Raw genomic sequence first — 21,014 nt, forward strand, 5'->3', positions numbered from 1 at the left:
AAGCAGCAGACGAAGAAGCCGGAGGAGGCCGCGGCCCCCTCGGCGCCGAACCTCGGCGGCATCGAGCCGGTGACCGCCTCCCCCGTGACCCCGAAGAAGGGGAAGAAGCGGGTCAAGAAGAACATCGCGACGGGCATCGTCCACATCGCGTCGACCTTCAACAACACGATGATCACGATCTGCGACGCGTCCGGGAACGTGATCTCCTGGTCGAGCGCGGGCGCGCGCGGCTTCAAGGGCTCGCGCAAGTCGACCCCGTTCGCCGCGCAGGTCGCCGCCGGCGACGCCGCCGCCAAGGCGATGGAGCACGGCCTCAAGACCGTCTCGGTGGTCGTGAAGGGCCCCGGCGCGGGTCGTGAGTCGGCGCTCCGCGCCCTCTCGGCCGCCGGGCTCAAGATCACGCTCATCCGGGACGTGACCCCGATCCCGCACAACGGCTGCCGGCCGCCGAAGCGCCGCCGCGTCTAATCGAGGAGAACCACCACGTGGCTCGCTACAACGAAAGCGTCTGCCGGCTCTGCCGCCGGGAGAACCTCAAGATGTACCTGAAGGGCGACCGGTGCTACACCGACAAGTGCGCCATCGAGCGCCGCCCTTATCCCCCGGGCCAGCACGGCCAGGGGCGCGTGAAGTTCTCGGAGTACGGCGTCCAGCTCCGTGAGAAGCAGAAGGTGAAGCGGATGTACGGCCTCCTCGAGGCCGGCTTCCGCCACGCGTACCAGAACGCCGCCGCCGCGAAGGGCAAGACCGGCGAGAACCTGCTGCAGACGCTCGAGCTCCGGCTCGACAACGTCGTGTTCCGCCTCGGCTTCGCCGACACCCGCAACGAGGCGCGGCAGCTCGTCCGCCACGGCCACTTCAAGGTGAACGGCCGCAAGGTCAACATCCCGAGCTACCTCTGCCGCGCGGGCGACAAGGTCGAGCTGCGGGATCGCTCGAGGAAGGTCGTCCGCATCAGCGAGGCGCTCGAGGCGGTGGACCGCCGCGGCGTCCCGGGCTGGCTCGAGCTGGACAAGGGCGGCTTCAAGGGCACGGTGAGGACCCAGCCTTCGCGCGAGGACATCACCATGCCGATCCAGGAGCAGCTCATCGTCGAGCTGTACTCGAAGTAACGGCACGCACCCTCAGGCCCGCCCAGGCTCCTCGGAGCCTCGGCGGGCTCGGGCGCGGGCCAGCCACGGCTCGGGCTCGCCGGTCCTGCGACGGGGCACGGGGCGAGCGGACCGATGGCGGAGTCACCGGGCGGGCCGGGCACGAGGGGCCGGCCCGCTCATCACACAAGCAGTCGCGCGTCCCACGGATCCCCGACCGCATGGCTGAGCGGAAGCGGGGAGGGGGCGGCGGCGGAGGAGACAGCCCATGGTCGATCCCATCGTCACGAAGAACTGGCGCGACCTCATCAAGCCGCGCGGCCTGGTCGTGGACCAGGAGAGCCTCTCCAACACCTACGGGAAGTTCGTCGCCGAGCCGCTGGAGCGCGGCTTCGGCATCACGCTCGGCAACTCGCTGCGCCGCGTGCTCCTCTCGAGCCTGCAGGGCGCCGCCATCACCTCGGTGAAGATCGAGGGCGTCGAGCACGAGTTCATGACGATCCCGGAGGTGGCCGAGGACGTCACCGACATCATCCTCAACCTGAAGGAAGTCCTCCTCCAGATCCACACGAACGAGGTGAAGACCCTCCGGATCGAGGCGGACGGTCCCCGCGAGATCAAGGCGGGCGACATCATCGCCGACGGTCAGGTGGAGATCCTGAACCCCGGCCACCACATCCTCACCATCAGCGAGGGTGGTCGGGTGCGGATGGAGATGACCGCGCGCCGCGGCCGTGGCTACGTCCCGGCCGACAAGAACAAGGTGCCGGGCCAGCCCATCGGGACCATCCCCATCGACGCGCTGTTCAGCCCGATCCGGAAGGTCAACTACCAGGTCACCAACGCCCGCGTCGGCCAGCAGACCGACTACGACAAGCTGTCGCTCGAGGTCTGGACCGACGGGTCGGTGGCGCCGAACGACGCCGTCGCCTACGCGGCGAAGATCGTGAAGGAGCAGCTCTCCATCTTCATCAACTTCGACGAGGCCGAGGAGCCCGCCGAGGAGGTGAAGCCGGTCGAGGAGCAGAAGCTCAACGAGAACCTCTTCCGGTCGGTGGACGAGCTCGAGCTCTCCGTGCGGAGCGCGAACTGCCTCCAGAACGCCAACATCAAGACGATCGGCGATCTCGTCCAGAAGACGGAGGCCGAGATGCTGAAGACGAAGAACTTCGGCCGGAAGTCGCTCAAGGAGATCAAGGAGATCCTGGCCGAGATGGGCCTCTCGCTCGGGATGAAGCTCGAGAACTGGCCGCCCAAGGCGGCCCCGCAGGGCGCGCCCAAGGTCTAGCGCACCTGGACCGATAGGAGACACCCAAGATGAAGCACCGCGTCGTCGGCCGCAGGCTCGATCGCACCACAGAGCACCGCACGGCCATGCTGAGGAACATGGTGACCTCGCTGCTCCGCCACGAGCGGATCGTCACCACCACGCCGAAGGCGAAGGAGCTGAAGCGCTTCGCCGACAAGGTCATCACGCTCGCCAAGCGCGGCTCCGCGCACCACCGGCGGCTCGCGAACCGCGAGGTGAAGGACGTCGAGGTGCTGAACAAGCTCTTCGACTCCATCGCCGGGCGCTTCAAGGCGCGGCCGGGCGGCTACACGCGCATCGTCCGGGTCGGGCGCCGCGCGGGCGACAACGCCGACATGTCCGTGATCGAGCTCGTCGACCGCGCCGCCGCCGAGGCAGAGGGCGGCGAGGAGAAGGCCGAGCAGAAGACGGAGAAGAAGGCCGCCAAGGCGAAGGAGCCCAAGGCCGCGAAGGCGCCGAAGAAGGCCGCCGCGAAGCCGAAGGCGAAGGCCGAGAAGAAGGGCGCCGAGGAGTAGCCTCGGGCAGCCCCGACGGTCGAGAGGGCCGCGCGCGACTCGCTCGCGTGCGGCCCTCCTCGTTTCGGGCGGGGCGCGACCTTCCGCGCGCCAGCCTGCGCTGGTAAAACGGACCGCCCAGATGCCGCCGCTCTACGCCCAGGACCCGCTCGGCGCGGCGAACGCGGCGCTGCAGTCGCGCGCGCTCGACCTGCCCGCGGCGGCGCTGCTCGTCGCGTGCGAGCCGTGGATGCTCGTGCTGGTCGCGCTCGCCCTCTACTCCTGGCTGGACGGAGAGGTGCGCGGCGCGCTGAAGGCCTTCGCCCCCGCCGCCGCCGCCATCCTCGCGGCGGTGGCCGTGGCGCTCGTCGCGCGGGGGGCAGGCGCCGCGCCCCGGCCGCTCGAGGCGAGCGGGGTCGCGCAGCTGCTCCGGGCGGCCTTCCCCGCGCCTCACGCCGCCGGGGTCTCAGCGCTGGCGGTCTTCTCGCTCCTCGCCTATGGCCGCCGCGCGCTGCCGGTCCTCGCGCTCGCCGGGGTCTGCGCCTGGGTGCGCGTGCGGGCCGGAGCCCACTGGCCGGTCGACCTGGCGGCCGGGGGGATGCTCGGCGCCTTTTGCGCGGCGCTCACCTACGCGATCGCCCTCCGCTCGTTTCCGGCGGGCCACCTCGCCGCGCTGCGCCAGGGCCGTCTCCGGCGGGGGGAGTCCGGCGAGCCGCGCGCCGACGGCCCGCAGGAAGACGCGGGCTCGGACGCCGGCGCGGCTTGACACCCGACCTAAGTTGGCGTAAAGAAACCCACTTTTCGTGGAGCCCCCGCCGCCCCTGGCCGGGGAAAACGCTCCGCGTTCCAAGGATTTAGGAGGCGGAACTCATGGCGGTTGTTCTTCGGCTCTCGCGCGCGGGCACGCACAAGGCGCCCTTCTATCACGTGGTCGCCACCGACTCGCGCAACGCCCGCGACGGCAAGTACATCGAGGACGTGGGCATCTACGATCCGACGCAGCAGCCGGAGCGGATCGAGCTCAAGGCCGAGCGCATCGAGCACTGGCTCAAGGTCGGGGCCACGCCCAGCCAGACGGTCGCGATGATCCTCAAGCGGGCGAAGAAGACGGCCCAGCCCGCGGAGAAGAAGGCGTAGGCTCGCGATGCGCGACCTCGTCCTCTGGCTCGCCCGCGAGCTCGTCGAGAGGAAGGACGGCGTGAAGGTCGAGGTGCTCGAGCGCGATCGCTCGACGGTCCTCGAGCTCTCCGTCGCCCCCGACGATCTCGGGCGCGTCATCGGCCGGGGCGGCCGCACCGCGAAGGCGCTGCGGACCGTGCTCGACGCCGCCGCACGCCGGGAGGGACGGCGCGCGGTGCTCGACATCCTCGACTGACGTGGCGCGCATCCGGCTCGGCAAGGTCGTCCGGGCCGTCGGCCTGAAGGGCCACCTCGGGGTGGCCGGGAGCGAGGGCGCGCTCGCGACGGTGCGCAGGATCGCGCTGAGGCGCGAGGGCGAGCCGGAGCCGCCGCTGCAGGAGGTGCTCGAGGCGCGCCCGCAGGGACGCCTCTGGGCGGTGAGGATCGAGGGGGTCTCCGACCGAACGTCGGCGGAGGCGTGGGTGGGGGCGGAGGTGCTCGCGCTTCGGGAGGATCTTCCGGAGGCGGGCGAGGCGCGGCACTACTGGGCCGACCTCGAGGGGCTTCCGGTGGTGACGGTCGCGGGGGCGGCGATCGGCACGGTGACCGGGCTGTACGAGACGGGCGGCGTGGACGTGCTGGTGGTGACGACGGAGGAGGGCGGAGAGAAGCTCGTGCCGCTCGCCCCGTACGTCGAGGTGGACGTCGCGGGGCGGCGCGTGGTGGTGGATCCGCCCGAGGGGCTTCTGGACTGATCGAAGGGAAGGAGGCCGCAGGAGACGAGGACGTGCGGTTCGGCAGGTTCACGACGGGCGGGGATCCCGCGGAGGCGCGATGAGCGCGCGGCTCGAGGTGGAGATCCTGACGCTGTTCCCGCGGATGTGCGAGGGCTACCTCGCGGAGAGCATCCTCGGGAAGGCCCGCGAGGCGGGGATCGTCTCGGTGAGCGTGTCGGACGTCCGGGAGCATGCCCGGGGCAAGCACCGCGTGGCCGACGACGCGCCCTACGGCGGCGGCGCCGGCATGGTGATGAAGCCCGAGCCGCTCACGGAGGCCATCGAGGCGGCGCGGGCGCGGCTGCCCGGGGCGCTCGTGGCGCTGACGAGCCCGCGGGGCGCCCGGCTCGACCAGGCCCTGGCGCGGCGGCTCGCGACGCACGGCAGGCTCGTGCTGGTCTGCGGCAGGTACGAAGGGGTGGATGAACGGGTGCTGGCGGCGGTTGACATGGAGGTCTCGATCGGAGACTTCGTCCTGACGGGCGGCGAGCTCGCGGCGCTGTGCGTCGTGGACGCCGCCGCGCGGCTCGTGCCGGGCGTGCTCGGCAACGAGGCGTCCGCCGGCGCCGAGAGCTTCGCGGGCGAGGACACGCTCCTCGAGTACCCGCAGTACACGAGGCCCCCGGACTTCCGGGGGATGAAGGTCCCGGAGGTCCTCCTCTCTGGAGACCACCGGCGCATCGAGCGGTGGCGGCGTCGCGAGGCGCTGCGGGTCACGCGCGAGCGTAGGCCGGACCTCCTCGAGAGGGCGCGCCTCACTGAGAACGACCTCCGGCTCATCGACGCCGGAGACGACGAGCTGTAAAGGAGAGCATCGATCATGCTGCGCAAGGCGATTGCCGACATCCAGGCGAAGTACGTGCGGAAGGACGTCCCCGAGCTCCGCTCCGGGGACAGCGTCCGCGTCCACACGAAGATCAAGGAGGGCGACAAGGAGCGCATCCAGGTCTTCGAGGGCGTGGTCATCGCCTACCGGCGGGGCACCCCGGGCTCCTCGATGTTCACCGTGCGGAAGATGAGCTACGGCGTGGGCGTCGAGCGCATGTTCCCGGTCCACAGCCCGCGGATCGACCGGATCGAGGTCACGGGCCACGGCGAGGTCCGCCGCTCGCGCCTCTACTACCTGCGCGGTCTGCAGGGGAAGGCCGCCCGCCTCCACCAGGAGGAGGGCCCTTCGTCCGCCGCCCCCGCCTCGACGCCGCCTGCGGCCGCGCCGCAGGCGTGAGGTCGTGAGTCGATCTCCGGACCGAGCCAGGCCGACGAGACGCGAGCAGCGCGAGGCGCGACGACCGAGCATGCCCGCAGGGTGTGCGAGGGAGGAGCGACGAAGCGATGCGACGCGCATCGCCGGCCGCGGCGACGGAGGGGATCGCTTCACGGCCTCCTGGGTCTACCTCGGCGACGTGGTGGGAGCGCGCCCCCGGTCAGCGCTCTCGCCCTGCTCGTTCGCGCGCGTGCGCGCCTTCCCGGGCACTGCGCCGGGCGCTAACATGCGCCCCCGAGCGTGATCCTCCTCGAGTTCGCAGCGCAGGGGGTGCGTGGCGTGGCGCCGTCGGGCGGCCGCGCGACGCTCCGCCCTGGCTACAACGTCGTGGCCGCGGACGGGCCGGTCCTGCGGCGCCTGTTCGAGGCGCTGCTGTACCCGGACCCGCGCGACGCGGAGGCGCTCCCGCGCGCGAACGCGGGGCCAGCCGGCGCGCCCATGCGCGCCGGGCTCACGCTCGTCGGCGATGATCGCGTCACCTACCGGCTCGTGCGTGACTTCGCCGCCGGCTGCCAGCTGCACCGGTTCGACGCCGAGCGGCGGGCGTTCGCGCTCGTCTCGCAGGACCTCGCCGAGATCCGCGAGCTCTTCCGCTCCAGCGTCGGCGTGCCCACCCCTGGACGCCTCTCCGCGCTGCTCGCCCTCTCCGCCGCGGAGCTCCCCTCGCGGCAGGGAACGGGCGAGCTCTCGCGCGCGCCCGCGAGGGCCGCGCTCTCCCCGGACCAGGCGCGGCGCCGCATCGCGCAGCTCGAGGCGGAGCTCGTGCAGGCGCGGGCCGCGGAGGCCCTGCAGGAGCGCGTGGACGCTCTGCAGGCTCGGCTCGCGGCCGCCGGCGAGGGCCTGCGGGGCGGTGACCGGATCCGCGAGGGGCTCGAGCGCGCGCTCGCCGCGCGCGGCGAGCTCGACGGGGCCGCGCGGGCGGCCGCCGCGCTCGGCGACGCGGAGGCGAAGCTCTCCCTCTACGAGCGTGCCAGCGCGAGGCGCGCCGAGGTGCTCGCGCGCACCGCCGCGGAGCGCTCGTCGCTCGACGAGGTGGACGCGCGCGGCGCGCCGGGCGCGCCGTGGCGCGCCGCGCCGTTCTGGGGCGCCGGCGCGGCCGGCGTCGCCCTGGCGATCGCGGGCGCGGCCGCCGCCGCGGCGGGCTCGGAGCTGCGGCACGCCGCGCTGCTCGCCGTGCCCGCCTTCGGGACCGCCGCGTGGTTCGCCTGGGACTGGATCGGCCGGCTCGAGGCCTGGGAACGCGCGGCGCGCCGCCGGCGCGTGGTGGACGACTGGGAGCGCAAGGCGGTGGACTCGTTCGAGCGCGACGCCGCCGAGGTCCGCGCGGCGATCGCGGCCGCGGGCGTACCGGGGGTGGCCGAGCTGCGGGAGGCCGTCGGGCGCGTGGCCGACGCCGACGCCGTGGTGGCGGAGTGGCGCCGCCGCATGGCCGAGTGGCAGGCCTCGCCGGAGGCGATCGAGGCGGCCGCGGAGCGGCAGCGCCTGGAGGCGGAGCTGCGCCAGGCGGAGGGTAGGCTCGCCGAGCAGGTCGGCGGGTTCACGCGGGACCCGCAGTCGATCGAGAGCGAGCTCCGGCGGCTCGAGGCCGACGCCAAGGGCTCGGGCGGCGCCGCGCCGGCCCCCCTCCCGCGCGCCACCCCCGCGCCGGGAGGCGACCCCCTGCGCGCGCTCCTCGAGCGGGCGGGCGCCGAGCTCGGAGCAGCGCCGGCGGCGCTCGCGCGCGGGCTCTCCGGGAGGGCCTCCCAGGCGCTCGCCGGGCTCTCGTTCCAGCGGCTGCAGGCCCTCGCCGTCGACGACCGCGTCCAGCTCGCGGTCCAGACCGGTGGCCGCGCCGCGCCGGTGGCCTCGCTCCCACCCGCCGATCGCGATCTCGTGTACCTGGCGCTGAAGCTCGCGCTCCTCGAGCAGGCGCTCGCGGGCGGGAAGGCCGTGGCGATCCTGGACGAGGCGTTCGGGGGGCTGTCGGACGGCGCGCGCCGCTTCGCGGCGCGCCTGCTGAAGCAGCTCGCTCGCCCGGGGCAGGTCCTGCACGCGACGGCCGATCCGGCCTTCCGGGAGGCGGCGGATCACGCCGCCTGAGCGCATGACGGACGGAGAGGGAGAGGCCGGCGATCGCCGCGCCCGCGGACGCGAGGCCGAGCGCATCGCGGAGGCGTTCCTCTCGCGCGCGGGCTTCGAGATCCTGGACCGCAACCACGCCACGCGCCGGGGAGAGGTGGACCTCGTCTGCCGCGAGGGCAGCGTCGTCTGCTTCGTCGAGGTGCGGAGCCGCACCTCGACCGCCCAGGGCGGCCCCGAGGAGACGGTGGGGCGCGGCAAGGCGCGGAGGGTCGTGGCGGCCGCCACCGACTGGGCGCTCCGGAACGGCGGCCTCGAGCAGGAGATGCGCTTCGACGTGGTCGCGGTCACCTTCGAGGAGGCCGGACCGCGCGTGGCGCTCTACCGCGGGGCGTTCGACGGCGAGGGGAAGCCGGGGCTGTGGTGAGCGAGCGGGGAGAGCGGCGAGCGGCGGGGCCGGGCACGCTGTACGTGGTGGCCACGCCCATCGGGAACCTCGGGGACCTCTCGCCGCGCGCGGCCGAGGTGCTCCGGGGCGTGCGGGCCGTCGCCGCCGAGGACACCCGGCGCACGCTGAAGCTGTTCGCGCACCTCGGCGCGCCCGCGCCGGCGCTCGTCTCGCTGCCGGCGTTCGACGAGCGCGGCCGCGTCGCGACGATCGTGGAGCGGCTGCTCGCGGGAGAGTCCGTGGCGCTGTGCACGGACGCGGGGACGCCGGGCGTGTCGGACCCGGGCGCCGCGCTCGTCGCGGCGGCGTGGGCGGCGGGCGCGAGGGTCGTCCCCGTCCCGGGGCCGAGCGCGGCGCTCGCCGCGCTCGCCGCGTCCGGGTTCCCTGCCGACCGGTTCCTCTTCGCCGGCTTCCTGCCGCGGAAGGGCGCCGGGCGCGCCGAGGCGCTGGGCCTCCTCGCCGCCACCCCCGCCACGCTCGTGCTGTACGAGGCCGGCAACCGGACGAGGGAGACGCTCGCGGACCTCGGCGCGGCGCTCGGCGATCGCGAAGCCCTCGTCGCGCGCGAGCTGACGAAGCTGCACGAGGAGCTGCTGCGCGGGCGGCTGTCGGCGCTCGCGGCGCGGCTCGAGGGCGAGGTCCGCGGCGAGGTGACGCTCGTCGTCTCCGGCGAGGGCGCCGCGCCGCGCGCGAGCGCAGCCCCGGAGATCCCGCTGGAGGAGGAGCTCGCGCGCCGGCTCGCCGCGGGCGAGGCGCCGTCCGCGATCGCCCGCGAGGTCGCCCGCGCGCGCGGGCTGAAGCGCGCGGACGTGTACTCCGCGCTCGAGCGGCTGAAGAAGGGCGGGTAGCGCGCCGCCGGCGGGAACGACCTCACTCCTCGCTTCGCGGCGCGGGAGCGCGCCCGGCGGCGGCGGCGCGGTGGAGCACCATCTCCGTGGAGGGGCCGGAGCGGGGGCGGCTGGCGGCGTCCACGAACCCGAGCCCGGCGTAGAGGCCCTGCGCCTCGCGCGTCACGAGGCGCACGACCCCGGCATGGCGCACCGCCGGGTGGTCGAGGAGGAGCTCCGTCACGCGCCTGCCGAGGCCGCGTCCGCGCCAGGGCGGGGCCACCACGACGTCGTAGAGCCAGGCGCACCTCCGGTCCGCCAGCGCCCGCCCCGAGGCGATCAGCGTGCCGTCCGGCGCGCGCGCGCCGACCCACGCCGTCGCCTCGCGGTGAACGGAGGCGATGAGCGCTCGCGGATGTCCTTCCCACCAGTACTCTCCGGCCAGGAGGGCCTCCACCGCCGGGCCGTCCTCCGGCGCGAGCGCGGCGTGGAGCGTCACCCCCTCGGCGGCGAGGAAGGGCGGGTCGGCGACGCCGGGGTTCGCCTCCCGGATGGCCTCGATCGCCTCCGCGTCCCCCGGCGCGCCGCGCTCCCACAGGCCGCGCAGGACCCGCCCGATCTCCTTCGGGCCGAGGTTCTGCAGGAGCTTGAACTTGCCCTCCACCCGCTCGAAGGGCACGGCGAAGACGAGCACGCCGGCGATCGGCCCGCCGTAGAGGGGGTCCCCGGCCGCGAGGGGCCGGTAGCGGCCCTCGGGCTGCCACCGCCTCATGAGCGCCTCGAGCGCGCGGGCCTTCGCGGCGGGCTCCTCGATCTCGGTGAGCGTCCCGTGCACCTGCACGCTCCGGAACAGCGTCGTGGCGGGGCATGCGCGCACCGGATCCCGCATCCAGCTCGGGACGCGGGTCACGACCTCCTCGGCGGAGACGACCGCGGGCCGCCCGAGGCAGGCCGCCTTCTCTCCGGCGCGCGCGCCGTGGAAGTAGACGCCGTCCTCGAGCACCGCCGCGTCGAGGGCCCGCAGCACGGGAGCGCCGGCGGGGGTGGTGGTGGCGAGGTGCACGACCGGGGCGCGCGCGAGGAGCGGGAGCGCGCGGCGGGCGTCGACCCGGAACTCCGCTCGTCTCATGCCCGCAGCGTATCAGCCCACCGGCTTTGCCGGTGGGGAGGGACGCGGCCGATGGTCCACTGCTGATCGTGCCGTGGGAGGGCCCCGCGCGAAGCGCGGGAGGGGCGAAGCCCCTCCGGCGGGGAACCTGCGCGCACCCGCGCCAGCGGGCGCGCAGGTTCACGGGCCCCGCCGAGCAGGGGAGGGGCCCCACCGGCTTTGCCGGTGGGGAGGGGGACGCAGTCCCCCGTGAGATCAGAACTGCAGCACCCCGGCGACGGACAGCGCGAAGACGCTCGTCTCGCTGAAGCGGAACCGCCGCCCGGGCGCATCGTAGCGCCAGTCGAAGTTCGGGTTGAGGGCGGCGTTCGGCGTCAGGCCGGTGACGTCCCCGGCTTCGACGCCGGCGCGGCCGAGGGACTCGCCGCTCAGGAAGTGGGCGGTCTGCGTCGCGAGCGAGCCGCTCGCGTGCAGCGACACGAAGCGGGACGCGCGGAGATACAGGCCGAACAGTCCGCCCATGGTGAGGTAAGGCTCGGTGGCGTGGAGCTTGCCGCTCATGTCGCTGAGCGGGTTGTAGAAGCGCTGCGACGAGGTGTAGTCCGCGAAGGCGCGCACGTCGATCGAGACCTTCTGATCCGCGGAGCGGTTCTCGTAGGGCACGAGCTCGGTGCCGAAGGTGACGCCCGCGATCCACGGCAGCCGGGCGGCCGAGTCGTCCTCCCAGCCCTGGTCGGCGCAGTTCGCCGCGCCCGCCGGGGTGGCCTCGCCGAGCGCGGGGTCCGCGAGCGCGGCCATGCGATCGCAGTTGGAGTACGTGCCGCTCGAGCGGCGCATGCCGGTGACGTGCGCCTTGAAGTACGGATCGATGGGCCCGAGCCGCCGCGAGAGCACGGTGTAGAGGTCGTACTTCCACACCTTGTCCCCGAAGGGCGCGGGGTTGCCCGACGAGACGTGAGGCGACGCCCAGCCGGCGGACCTCGGCCCGGCCGCGGGGTCGTACATGGACGCCGTCGGGAAGGTGAGGTCGGCGCCCACGAGCCAGAACGGCTTCGTGTCGTCTCTGGCGTCGCTGAAGATCCCCCACGCGAAGCCGGCCTTCACGTCCCCGGCGCGACCGCCGTGGTAGACGGTCGTGCCCGATCCGACCGGGAAGAGGGGACAGGCGGCCCCGCTCGGATCGCACAGCTGGCCCGTCGCGTCGATGTCGTTGTTCGCGATGGTGGAGTCGCGCTCCACCGAGAACCCGTTCACGATCGCGTAGCGCCAGGAGTGATCGTCCGCGAGCACGTAGGGCAGCTCGACGTGGAACTCCACGTCGCGGTGCAGCCCCACCGCGAAGCGCGGGACGAGCGCGTTCGTCACGCGCGTGTAGCGGAGCTCGTCCACGTCCACGACCGCGCCGAAGGGCGGGTTGAGCGACGGATCGGCCTGCTCGCGGGTGATCTTCCCGCGGAGCTGGGTGCGGTCCCAGCGCAGCGACACGTGCAGGTCGAAGAGGTTCCCGCCCTCGCTCGTGGCCACGCGGGCGATCTCGGCAGCCCCGGCGGGGCCGGCGAGCGCGACGAGGGTGCAGGCCGCGAGGGCGCGCAGGCGAAGCCGCCGCATGTCTCTCCTCCGTGAGGCGAGCGAAGGCCGCGAAAACGCGGCAAAACCGCGCCGACGCTAGCAGCGGCCCCCTGGACGGTCAAGTTGGCAAGCCCCTGCCTGGTGCGTGCGAGTGCGCTCCCGGCGTCAGGCCACCGGCTCACGCCGAAGCGTTCGCTCCGGGCGGCGCCTCTCCTCGAGCCTGAAGTCCGGAGCCTGTAGCCCTGGAGCGACTACTCGTCGCCGTCCGTCGGCTCGCGGAGCCCGAGCTCCTTCATCTTGACCTGGAGCGACTTGCGGCTGATCTGGAGCCGCTTCGCCGCGCGGGTGACGTTCCCGCCGGTCTCCTCGAGGGCGCGCGTGATGAGCTCGCGCTCCAGCTCGGCCTGGGCGTGGCGCACGATCTCCTTCATCGACGCGCCGCTCGGCGCGGCGATGGCGCCGAGCGGGCCCATCGCCGCGATCGGCACCGGCGGCTGGGGGCCCCGCTCGCGCAGGGCGTCGGGCAGCGCGCTCGCCTGGATGAGCGGCCCGTCGGCGAAGAGCACCGAGCGCTCCATCAGGTTCTCGAGCTCGCGGATGTTCCCCGGCCAGGCGTAGCCGAGGAGCACCTGCAGCGCCTCGTCCTCGATCCCCTCGACCTTCTTGCCGAGCCGCTGGTCGTACTTCTCGATGAAGTGGCGCACCAGCAGCGGGATGTCCTCCCTGCGCTCGCGCAGCGGGGGCAGGGCGATGGGGACGACCGCGAGGCGGTAGTAGAGGTCCTCGCGGAACCTGCCCTCGGAGATCATCTGCTTCAGGTCGCGGTTCGTCGCAGCGATGAGCCGGACGTCCACGCGGAGGGTCCGGATGCCGCCGACGCGCTCGAACTCCTGCTCCTGGATGGCCCGGAGCAGCTTCACCTGCATCTCGACGGGGATCTCGCCGATCTCGTCGAGGAAGAGGGTGCCGCCGTCGGCGAGCTCGAACCGCCCCGGCTTCGCGCCCACCGCGCCGGTGAACGCGCCGCGCTCGTAGCCGAACAGCTCGCTCTCGACGAGGTCCTTCGGGATGGCCGCGCAGTTCACCTTGATGAGCGGCTTGTCGCGGCGCGACGAGCCGCGGTGGAGCGCCTTCGCGATGAGCTCCTTGCCGGTGCCGCTCTCGCCCGTCACCAGCACGGTCGACGGCGAGTCGGCGACGCGCGCGACCATGTCGTAGATGGCGCGCATGCACGCGGACTCGCCGACGAGCGGCGGGCGATCGCCCTCGCCGAAGCTCGAGTGCACGTTCTGGCGCTCGAGGTCGTGGGCCCGGGCCGCCTTGGCGATGACCTTCTTCAGCTCGTCCTGCTCGAACGGCTTCGTGATGTAGTCGAAGGCGCCCGCCTTGAGCGCCCCGACGGCGCTGTCCACCGAGCCGTGCGCGGTGATCATGATCACGGGCACGTCGGGGAAGTCGGCGCCGACGCGGCGGAGGAGCTCCATCCCGCCGACCTTCGGCATGACGAGGTCGGTGACCACCACGTGCACCGGCGTCTTGTGGAGGACGCCGAGGGCCTGCTCGCCGTCAGCGGCGGTGGTCACCTCGTAGCCCTCGCGCTTCAGCATGGCCGCGAGGACCCGCCGGATGTTCACCTCGTCGTCGACGATGAGGACGTGGGGCACGGAGGTGCGTTACCACAGGTGGGCCGTCTCCGCACGCGCGGCGGAGGCCGCCGTCAGGCCTGCTGCTTCCTGCGCCGCTTGCGCCGCCGGCGCAGCCGTGCCTCGGCGCTCTTGCGCCGCTGCTCGCGGACGCGCTGCCGCTCCTCCTCGTCCACCGGCGGCTTCGGCGCGTCCGGGGGGCGCTCCTCGCGGAGCCCCGGGAGCGAGACGAGGAACTCGGCCCCCTCGCCCGCCGGCGCGGGTCGCACCTGGATCGTGCCCTGGTGGGCCTTCACGAGCCGCTGGCAGATGGCGAGGCCGAGCCCGGTGCCCTTCTCCTTCGTGGTGTAGAAGGGGACGAAGATCCGGTCGCGGGCCTCCTCCGGGACGCCCGGGCCGCTGTCGCGGAAGCGCACCTCGACGAGGTCGGCCTTGCGCGACCCCTCCCGCCAGAACGCGAGCTCGTCGCGGGTGAGCCGGGTCGACACCACCAGGCGCCCTCCCGCGGGCATCGCCTGGAACGCGTTCAAGGCCAGGTTCAGGAACACCTGCTTCAGCTGCTCCGCGTCCGCGTTCACGCGCGGGAGCCACTCCGCGAGGGCCAGCTCGACCGAGATGGACTGGGGGACCTCGGCCTGGAGCAGCCTGAACGTCCGCTCGAGCACGTCGTTCACGTCGGTGGGGGCGAGCGCGGGCTTCAGCGGGCGGGAGTAGTCGAGGAACTGGGTCACCACCCCGTTCAGCCGGTTCACCTCCTCGATGACGATCTCGAGGAACTCGCGGTCGTCGCCGGGCAGCTTCGACGGATCCAGGAACTGCACGGCGCCCTTGATGGCGGCGAGCGGGTTGCGGATCTCGTGCGCGAGGCCGGCCGACATCTCGCCGAGGGCGGCGAGGCGGTCGCGCTCCTTCATGTGCTGGTAGAGCTTGGAGTTCTCGATGACGAGCGCGCAGCGGTCGGCCACCTCGATGAGGGCGGCGATCTCGTCCGACGCGAAGGCCTCGGGCACGCGCTCGTCCCAGCAGGCGAGGAACCCGACCGCCCGGTCGCCGGCGAGGAGCGGCATGCAGATGCCGGCGCGCATCGAGCTCATCACCGCCCGGGCGTCGCTGAGCCGCTTCAGCTCCTCCGCGACGGCCGCCGGCGCGCCGCGACCGCCGCGGGTCTCGTGCTCCGCCGGGCCGGGAGGAAGGAGCGCGCGCAGCTCCGCCACGCGCCGGTCGATGTTCTCGAGCAGGATGGCCTTCTGCGTCGAGGCGGAGGCGCCGAGGAGGGCGCGCGCCGTCGCGGGCTCGAGGAAGGGGACGGGCGGCGGGCCCCGGAAATCGAGGAGCCGGTACCCGGGCCGGTCGTCGGCGACGAGCCACAGGGAGGCGTGGGTCACCCGGCGCGTCTCGACGAGCCCGTCGAGGACGACCTCGGCGAGCCCGGCGGGCTCGATGACGTTCCCCGTCCGGTGGCGCAGCAGCTCGAGCTTCCGCACGAGCTCGTAGCGCTCGTGGAACAGCGTCGCCACCACCCACTCCTCGACCCGCTCCCGCAGCGGCTCGAACAGCGACAGGATCACGAACGAGGCCACGATGGTGTTGAAGTAGAAGAGCTCCGGCCTGTCGCCCACCCAGGACACGAGCCCGCCGTAGATGGCGACGAGCACCAGCCCGAGGGCGGTGACGACCACGATCTTCCCGAGGAACTCGTGCAGATCGAGCAGGCGGTGGCGCTGCAGCGTCTGCGACAGGAAGAACATGAAGACGGTGAGGGTGATCGAGCCGAGCCCCTCGGGCGGGTAGGGCAGCCCGAGGCGCGGCAGCATGTCGAGCGTCGACAGGAGCACCGCGACGAGCGCGCCGACGAAGAGGTACTGCAGGCGCGCGCGCTCGACCCGCGTCTGCGAGGCGTGCATCTTGCCCCACAGGGTCGAGAGCACCGCGGCGAGGCCGCCGACGACGTAGGCGGCGACGAGGAGCTTCGCGACCTTCACCTGCACGAGCGGCGTGGCGGCCACCACGATGCCGGTGAGCGAGCCCGCGAGCATGGTGTTCCGGGCGCGCCGGGCGGGGCGGCGCGCCACGCCGAGGAACTCCAGAAAGAAGGCGAGCGCCGCGGCGGGGACGAGGGCGCCGGAGGCGACCGCGAGCCGCTCCCACCAGCCCACCCCGAACGCCTCCGACCAGCGGAGGAAGAAGCTCGAGAGCGAGAACAGGAAGAGGTCCGCCGCGAACACCGCGAACAGCGTGAACACCCGGGAGCGGTTGTCGCGCAGGAGCGCGGCCACCGAGAGGGCGAGCGTCACGATCGCGGCGAGGAGCGCCGCCTGGGTACGGATGTCCACTCCGGGAGATCCTAGACGGTTTCGGCGCCGGTTGCCCGCCCTGGAATCGCCTGGCCGTCTCGGTGGATGCCGGCGGCGACGTGCCCTCCGGAGCGCCGCGAACGGGCGGGCCCTTGACTCGACCCCGGCGCGATCCGCACTCTGCTCCGGCCCCCCATGATCGCCGCAGCGCTCGCCGCCGTCCTCGCCGCATCGGTCAGCCCGTCCGACGCCGCCCTCGATCTCACCCCCTACTTCCGGAGCGGCCCGGCCGCCCAGGCGAAGACCGCGTTCGACGCCGGACGGTACGCCGAGGCCGCGGCGAAGCTCGCGCGCGAGGGGACGCCCGAGGCGCGGCTCCTCCGCGCGATGGCGCTCGTCGAGGCGGGCAGGGCGGCCGAGGCGGTCGAGCCGCTCGCGGCGCTGGAGGCGCGCCTCCCCGACGCCGCGGACCGGATCGCGCTGCTGCGCGGCCGCGCGCTCGAGGCGGCGGGAGCGGCGCGCGAGGCCCTGGCGTCGTTCGCGGCGGTGCCGGACGGCTCGCTCGTGTCCGGCGAGGCGAGGCTCGCGCGGGCACGGCTCGCGCGGCGGCTCGGGGAGCGCGCCCTCGCGCTCGACGCCCTCGCGCCGCTCGTCTCCTCCCCGCCGCCGGAGGCGGGCGCGGCCGACCTGGGCGCGGCGGCCCTGCTGCTCGCGGGACGGATCGCCGGCGAGGGCGAGCGCCCCGATCCCGCCGCGGCGCGGCGCGCCTTCTCGTCCTGCTGGGCGGACCACCCGCTGGCGCGCGAGGCCGGAGAGTGCCTCGCGGCGCTGCGAGGCCTGCCCGCGCCTCACGGCGGCGAGCCGGGCGTGGCCGAGCAGGTTCGGCGCGCCGAGGCGCTCCTCGAGGCGAACCTCAACGAGGCGGCGGCGGAGCTCCTCCGCCGGGCGGTGCCGGAGCTCGCCGCGGCCGCGCCAGGAGAGGACCTCGCGTGCCGTGCCCGCGCCGCCCTCGGCCGCGCGCACCGCAAGACGCGCAGCTACGCGGACGCGGTGGAGGCCCTCCGGCCGGTCGTCGAGAGCTGCGACGATCCCTCCGTGCGCGTGCGCGCGCTGTATCTCGTGGCCGGGGCGACCGCGAACACGGGGGACAAGGAGGGGGCGGTCGCCCTCTACCGGCGCCTCGCCCGCGACTACCCGCGCCACACCCTCGCGGACGACGCGCTCTTCTTCGCCGCCGACCTCCTCCTGCGCGCGGAGCGCGAGGGGGAGGCGCGCGAGGCGCTCGCCGCGATCGTCCGCGACCACCGGGGCGGCGACCACTGGGACGAGGCGCGGTTCCGGCTCGCGTGGCTCGCGCGCCGCGCGGGCGATCACGACGGCGCCGTCGCGCAGCTCCTCGCCATCGAGGAGAGCGAGCGCGAGCTCGATCCGTACGAGCACGCGCGCGCGGCGTACTGGCGGGCGCGGATCCTCTCCGCGCGCGGCGAGGCGGGCGCCCGTGCCGCGCAGGCGATCTGGGCGGACCTCTCCGCGCGCTACCCGGGCGACTACTACGGGCTGCTCGCCCGCGCGCGCCTCGCCGGCGGCGCGGACGGCGCCGACGTCGGCGCCCGCGCCGTGCCCGCGAGCGCGCAGCCGCGCGCCGGCGCGCCCTCGATCGTCCCGGCGGTGATCGGTCCCCAGCCGGCGTGGCGCGCCGGCCCGCTGGCGGCGGACGCGCACTTCCGCGCCGGCGTCCTGCTGCTGCGCATGGGCTTCCCGCGCGAGGCGAGCGCGGAGCTCGCGGCCGTCGAGCCGCTCCGCCTCGCCGATCCCGACGCGCCCGACGCCGCGCTCGTGGTCGCGGATCTGCTCGACCGCGCCGGCGACCACCGCAACGCGCACCAGCTCCTCCGCACGCGGGCCCGCGTCGCGCTCCGCCAGGTGCCCTCGTCCGAGAACCTCCGCGCCTGGCGCATCGCCTACCCGCCGGCGTTCCGGGACCACGTGCAGCGCTGGGCGCCCCCGGCGGGGGTCCCGGTGGAGCTGCTTCAGGCGCTGATGCGCGAGGAGAGTGCGCTCGATCCGCGCGCGGTCTCCCCGGTGGGCGCGGTCGGCCTCACGCAGCTCATGCTGCCGACCGCGCGAGAGGTCGCCCGGCAGCTGAAGCTCCGGCGCCCCTCGCGCGCCGACCTGATGGACGGCGCGCTCAACATCCGCATCGGCGCGCGCTACCTCGGCCAGCTGCTCCGCCGCTTCGACGGGCGCGTGGCGCTGGCGCTCGCAGCCTACAACGCCGGGGGCGGCGCGGTGTCGCGCTGGCTCGAGGCCCGGGGCGACCTCGAGCTCGACGAGTTCGTCGAGGAGATCCCCTACGAGGAGACCCGGGGCTACGTGAAGCGCGTGCTGCGCTCCTATGCGGCGTACCGGCTCCTCTACGGCGATGGAGCGCCCGCCGAGGGGTTGTTCCGCGTGGCCGGCCGCTAGCTGCGCGGCGCGCGCCCGGACGGCGCCAGGCGGGCGTGGGCAGCCCCGACGTGCGGGGGCGGGAGCGCGGCGCTAGGTTACGCAGGATGCTCGACACCGGGGTGCTCGTCCTCAACCGGGTGTACCAGCCGGTCCACGTGACCTCGGTCCGCCGCGCCTTCACGCTCCTGTACCAGGGCGTCGCGCGCGCCATCGACGAGCAGTTCCAGCTCTTCGACTTCGCGAGCTGGAGCGAGCTCGCAGCCGCCGAGCACGACTCCGTCGGCACCGTGACCCGGCGCATCCGCGTGCCGCGCGTGATCGTGCTCCTCGCCTACGATCATCTGCCCAAGGGCCGGGTGCGCTTCTCGCGGTTCAACATCTACGCCCGCGACGACAACACCTGCCAGTACTGCGGGGGTCGCTTCCGGCGGGCCGAGCTGAACCTCGACCACGTGGTGCCGCGCTCCCGCGGCGGCTCCACCACGTGGGAGAACGTCGTCTGCTCCTGCGTGTCGTGCAACCTGCGCAAGGGCGGGCGCACACCGGAGGAGGCGCGCATGCGCCTGCTCCGCGCACCCACACGTCCGCGCTGGACGCCGGTGTTCCGCTCCGCGGCGCGCCGGGCGCTGTACCGGGAGTGGCGGCCGTTCCTGTCGCTCGCGGACGCCGCCTACTGGAACGCCGAGCTTTTGGAGTAGGGGCGGGCGTTCGGCTAGGATGCGCGCGATGGGCGACGCGCCGACGCTCAAGCTGGTGAAGACCGTCCCGGAGCCGCGCCGCCACGCAGCGCCGGCGCCCGTCCGCGCGCGCCGGCTCATCTCGGTCGGCGGCGGCAAGGGGGGCATCGGCAAGAGCCTCATCTCCGCCAACCTCGGCATCGCGCTCGCGCGGCGGGGCAAGAAGGTCGTGCTCGTCGACGTGGATCTCGGCGGCGCCAACCTCCACACGACCCTCGGGATCGACGTCCCGAAGCGCACGCTCTCCGACTTCATCGATCGGAAGGTCGAGCGCATCGACGACGTCATCACCCCTGCCGGCATCGAGAACCTCGGCCTCGTCTCGGGAGCGCTCGACCAGCTCGACGTGGCGAACCCGCGCCACGCCCAGAAGATGCGGCTCCTGCGCCACGTGCAGCAGCTCGACGTCGACTACGCCATCCTGGACCTGGGCGCCGGTACCCACACGAACGTCCTCGACTTCTTCCTGGTCTCGGATCACGGCCTGCTCGTGCTCGTCCCGGAGCCCACGGCGGTGGAGAACGCCTACCGGTTCGTGAAGGCGGCGTTCTGGCGGCGCATGCGCACCGTCGCGCAGGTCTTCGGCTACGACGCGCTGCTCCGCTCGGTGATGGGCAGCGGCACCTTCAAGAGCCCCGTGGAGCTGGTGGCCACCGTCACGCAGCGCGACCCGGAGGCGGGCCGGAACCTCGCCCGGCAGCTCGCCTCGTTCCGGCCGCGCCTGGTGGTGAACCAGGCGCGCACCGGGCAGGACGCCGACGTGGGCAAGGCGGTGGTCGCCGCCTGGCGGAAGTACTTCGGGCTCGAGATGGACTACCTCGGCTTCATCCACTACGACGACGAGATGTGGCGGGCGGTGCGCGCGCGGAAGCCGCTCCTCGTCGAGCGGCCGGACGTGCCCGCCGCGCGTGCGTTCGCGGGGATCGCGGACGGATTGCTCGCGCTCGACGCCGCAGACCCGGGAGCCAGGAAGTGAAGCCGCTCGCGCAGCAGTCCCTCTACGAGATCCTGGAGGTCGCCCCGGACTCCTCCGTGGGCGAGATCGAGGCCGCCTACGCGCGAGCGCGCGAGACGTACGCGCCGGGCTCCATCGTCACCTACACGCTCATGTCGCCGGAGGACGCCGAGCTCCTCGCGGCGCGCCTCGACGAGGCGCGGACGACGCTGCTCGACCCGGCGGCGCGCGCCGCCTACGACTCCCGCCTCGGGTCGCAGGAGGAGCCCGCGCCGAGCCCCTGGCCGCCGGCGTTCCCGCCGGTCATCCCCGCGCTCGTGCTCGCGCCCTCCAGCCCGGACGACGAGGACGACGAGGACGACGCCCCCGCCGGCGACGCGGTCGGGCGAGACGGCCCGGCCCCGGCGGAGGCGCCCCCGGTTGCGCGGCCGGAGCCGATGGCACGCCCGACGCCGCTCCCCATCCGCCTCGAGCGCGAGATCCCCGCGCCGGCGCGCACGCCGCCACCGGTCCGGGCTCCGATCCCGCTCCACACGCCGGTGCCGGTCGCGTCGCCGCCGGTGGCGCGCGAGGCCGCCGTGCCCGACGGCACCGCCTGGACGGGCGAGGTGCTCCGCCAGCTCCGGGAGGCCCGGGGGATCTCCATCCAGCAGATCTCCGAGCGCACCAAGGTCACGCGGCACCACATCGAGAACATCGAGGCGGACCGCTACGGGCATCTCCCCGCGCCCGTGTACCTGCGCGGCATCCTCCTCGGGATCGCCCGCGAGCTGCGGCTCGACGGCCAGAAGGTCGCGCGCTCGTACCTGGAGCGGATGGCCGCGGCGGCGGGCAACGCGCCCGGGGCGCGTCGCTGAAGCGGCTCGTTCGTTGA

General features: G+C 74.1%; 21 protein-coding genes. 17 read left to right on the forward strand and 4 right to left on the reverse strand.

All coding sequences use genetic code 11. From position 1 onward, the window contains the following. Positions 1–84 precede the first annotated feature (84 nt). The 13 genes from rpsK (at position 85) to rsmI (ending at position 9,407) form a co-directional block, all read left to right on the forward strand. A complete protein-coding gene (gene rpsK / locus ANAE109_RS09865) occupies positions 85–468 on the forward strand; it encodes a 30S ribosomal protein S11 (protein WP_200860916.1) in 384 nt (127 codons plus the stop codon). Positions 469–485: 17 nt separating this feature from the next. After that, on the forward strand, positions 486–1,112 hold the full coding sequence (gene rpsD, locus ANAE109_RS09870) for a 30S ribosomal protein S4 (protein WP_012096718.1): 627 nt from the start codon (positions 486–488) through the stop codon (positions 1,110–1,112). Positions 1,113–1,359: 247 nt separating this feature from the next. After that, a complete protein-coding gene (locus ANAE109_RS09875; RefSeq protein ID WP_012096719.1) occupies positions 1,360–2,379 on the forward strand; it encodes a DNA-directed RNA polymerase subunit alpha in 1,020 nt (339 codons plus the stop codon). A gap of 29 nt (positions 2,380–2,408) precedes the next feature. Further along, entirely contained in the window at positions 2,409–2,915 is a 507-nt protein-coding gene (rplQ, locus tag ANAE109_RS09880) for a 50S ribosomal protein L17 (protein ID WP_012096720.1), read from the forward strand. A gap of 121 nt (positions 2,916–3,036) precedes the next feature. Further along, positions 3,037–3,660, forward strand: coding sequence for a phosphatase PAP2 family protein (locus ANAE109_RS09885; protein WP_012096721.1), 624 nt, complete (start codon positions 3,037–3,039; stop codon positions 3,658–3,660). 104 nt (positions 3,661–3,764) lie between these two features. After that, positions 3,765–4,031, forward strand: coding sequence for a 30S ribosomal protein S16 (gene rpsP, locus ANAE109_RS09890; protein WP_012096722.1), 267 nt, complete (start codon positions 3,765–3,767; stop codon positions 4,029–4,031). A 7-nt stretch (positions 4,032–4,038) separates the two neighbouring features. Next, on the forward strand, positions 4,039–4,269 hold the full coding sequence (locus ANAE109_RS09895; RefSeq protein WP_012096723.1) for a KH domain-containing protein: 231 nt from the start codon (positions 4,039–4,041) through the stop codon (positions 4,267–4,269). Between the two features lies 1 nt (position 4,270). Next, complete coding sequence (gene rimM, locus ANAE109_RS09900) at positions 4,271–4,768, forward strand: ribosome maturation factor RimM (RefSeq protein ID WP_012096724.1); 498 nt, start codon at positions 4,271–4,273, stop codon at positions 4,766–4,768. Positions 4,769–4,847: 79 nt separating this feature from the next. Beyond that, on the forward strand, positions 4,848–5,594 hold the full coding sequence (gene trmD / locus ANAE109_RS09905; RefSeq protein ID WP_012096725.1) for a tRNA (guanosine(37)-N1)-methyltransferase TrmD: 747 nt from the start codon (positions 4,848–4,850) through the stop codon (positions 5,592–5,594). 15 nt (positions 5,595–5,609) lie between these two features. Next, complete coding sequence (gene rplS / locus ANAE109_RS09910) at positions 5,610–6,014, forward strand: 50S ribosomal protein L19 (protein WP_012096726.1); 405 nt, start codon at positions 5,610–5,612, stop codon at positions 6,012–6,014. Positions 6,015–6,293: 279 nt separating this feature from the next. Then, positions 6,294–8,132: a hypothetical protein gene (locus ANAE109_RS09915; protein WP_041448250.1), complete on the forward strand. Its 1,839-nt coding sequence runs from the start codon at positions 6,294–6,296 to the stop codon at positions 8,130–8,132. 4 nt (positions 8,133–8,136) lie between these two features. Continuing rightward, on the forward strand, positions 8,137–8,538 hold the full coding sequence (locus ANAE109_RS09920) for a YraN family protein (RefSeq protein WP_012096728.1): 402 nt from the start codon (positions 8,137–8,139) through the stop codon (positions 8,536–8,538). Beyond that, a complete protein-coding gene (rsmI, locus tag ANAE109_RS09925; RefSeq protein WP_012096729.1) occupies positions 8,535–9,407 on the forward strand; it encodes a 16S rRNA (cytidine(1402)-2'-O)-methyltransferase in 873 nt (290 codons plus the stop codon). Before ANAE109_RS09920 ends, rsmI begins: the two co-directional genes overlap by 4 nt. A gap of 22 nt (positions 9,408–9,429) precedes the next feature. Here rsmI and ANAE109_RS09930 read toward each other — a convergent pair whose 3' ends face one another. The 4 genes from ANAE109_RS09930 to ANAE109_RS09945 all read right to left on the reverse strand — a co-directional run bounded on the left by ANAE109_RS09930 (position 9,430) and on the right by ANAE109_RS09945 (position 16,039). Beyond that, a complete protein-coding gene (locus ANAE109_RS09930; RefSeq protein ID WP_012096730.1) occupies positions 9,430–10,515 on the reverse strand; it encodes a GNAT family N-acetyltransferase in 1,086 nt (361 codons plus the stop codon). A gap of 234 nt (positions 10,516–10,749) precedes the next feature. Beyond that, positions 10,750–12,102 (reverse strand): hypothetical protein, encoded by a 1,353-nt coding sequence (locus ANAE109_RS09935; protein ID WP_012096731.1) that lies wholly within the window; start codon positions 12,100–12,102, stop codon positions 10,750–10,752. A 212-nt stretch (positions 12,103–12,314) separates the two neighbouring features. After that, positions 12,315–13,727: a sigma-54 dependent transcriptional regulator gene (locus ANAE109_RS09940; protein ID WP_012096732.1), complete on the reverse strand. Its 1,413-nt coding sequence runs from the start codon at positions 13,725–13,727 to the stop codon at positions 12,315–12,317. Positions 13,728–13,780: 53 nt separating this feature from the next. Beyond that, positions 13,781–16,039, reverse strand: coding sequence for an ATP-binding protein (locus ANAE109_RS09945; RefSeq protein WP_012096733.1), 2,259 nt, complete (start codon positions 16,037–16,039; stop codon positions 13,781–13,783). 156 nt (positions 16,040–16,195) lie between these two features. Here ANAE109_RS09945 and ANAE109_RS09950 point away from each other — a divergent pair, with 156 nt between their 5' ends. The 4 genes from ANAE109_RS09950 to ANAE109_RS09965 all read left to right on the forward strand — a co-directional run bounded on the left by ANAE109_RS09950 (position 16,196) and on the right by ANAE109_RS09965 (position 20,997). Then, positions 16,196–18,466, forward strand: coding sequence for a transglycosylase SLT domain-containing protein (locus ANAE109_RS09950; protein ID WP_012096734.1), 2,271 nt, complete (start codon positions 16,196–16,198; stop codon positions 18,464–18,466). 86 nt (positions 18,467–18,552) lie between these two features. Then, the gene (locus ANAE109_RS09955; protein ID WP_012096735.1) at positions 18,553–19,146 is read left to right on the forward strand and encodes an HNH endonuclease; all 594 of its coding nucleotides are present in this window, start codon (positions 18,553–18,555) and stop codon (positions 19,144–19,146) included. Positions 19,147–19,174: 28 nt separating this feature from the next. Continuing rightward, entirely contained in the window at positions 19,175–20,161 is a 987-nt protein-coding gene (locus ANAE109_RS09960) for a P-loop NTPase (RefSeq protein WP_012096736.1), read from the forward strand. Next, positions 20,158–20,997: a helix-turn-helix transcriptional regulator gene (locus tag ANAE109_RS09965; RefSeq protein WP_012096737.1), complete on the forward strand. Its 840-nt coding sequence runs from the start codon at positions 20,158–20,160 to the stop codon at positions 20,995–20,997. The genes ANAE109_RS09960 and ANAE109_RS09965 overlap by 4 nt, the downstream gene beginning before the upstream one ends. The last annotated feature ends 17 nt before the right edge of the window (positions 20,998–21,014 follow it).

Origin of the sequence: Anaeromyxobacter sp. Fw109-5, assembly GCF_000017505.1 — a bacterium.
GTDB lineage: Bacteria > Myxococcota > Myxococcia > Myxococcales > Anaeromyxobacteraceae > Anaeromyxobacter.

Coding starts and splice junctions, on each gene's coding strand:
- ANAE109_RS09875 (WP_012096719.1), top strand. CDS start 1,360: ATGGTCGATCCCATCGTCACGAAGAACTGGCGCGACCTCATCAAGCCG.
- rplQ (WP_012096720.1), top strand. CDS start 2,409: ATGAAGCACCGCGTCGTCGGCCGCAGGCTCGATCGCACCACAGAGCAC.
- ANAE109_RS09885 (WP_012096721.1), top strand. CDS start 3,037: ATGCCGCCGCTCTACGCCCAGGACCCGCTCGGCGCGGCGAACGCGGCG.
- rpsP (WP_012096722.1), top strand. CDS start 3,765: ATGGCGGTTGTTCTTCGGCTCTCGCGCGCGGGCACGCACAAGGCGCCC.
- ANAE109_RS09895 (WP_012096723.1), top strand. CDS start 4,039: ATGCGCGACCTCGTCCTCTGGCTCGCCCGCGAGCTCGTCGAGAGGAAG.
- trmD (WP_012096725.1), top strand. CDS start 4,848: ATGAGCGCGCGGCTCGAGGTGGAGATCCTGACGCTGTTCCCGCGGATG.
- rplS (WP_012096726.1), top strand. CDS start 5,610: ATGCTGCGCAAGGCGATTGCCGACATCCAGGCGAAGTACGTGCGGAAG.
- ANAE109_RS09920 (WP_012096728.1), top strand. CDS start 8,137: ATGACGGACGGAGAGGGAGAGGCCGGCGATCGCCGCGCCCGCGGACGC.
- ANAE109_RS09930 (WP_012096730.1), bottom strand. CDS start 10,515: ATGAGACGAGCGGAGTTCCGGGTCGACGCCCGCCGCGCGCTCCCGCTC.
- ANAE109_RS09935 (WP_012096731.1), bottom strand. CDS start 12,102: ATGCGGCGGCTTCGCCTGCGCGCCCTCGCGGCCTGCACCCTCGTCGCG.
- ANAE109_RS09950 (WP_012096734.1), top strand. CDS start 16,196: ATGATCGCCGCAGCGCTCGCCGCCGTCCTCGCCGCATCGGTCAGCCCG.
- ANAE109_RS09955 (WP_012096735.1), top strand. CDS start 18,553: ATGCTCGACACCGGGGTGCTCGTCCTCAACCGGGTGTACCAGCCGGTC.
- ANAE109_RS09960 (WP_012096736.1), top strand. CDS start 19,175: ATGGGCGACGCGCCGACGCTCAAGCTGGTGAAGACCGTCCCGGAGCCG.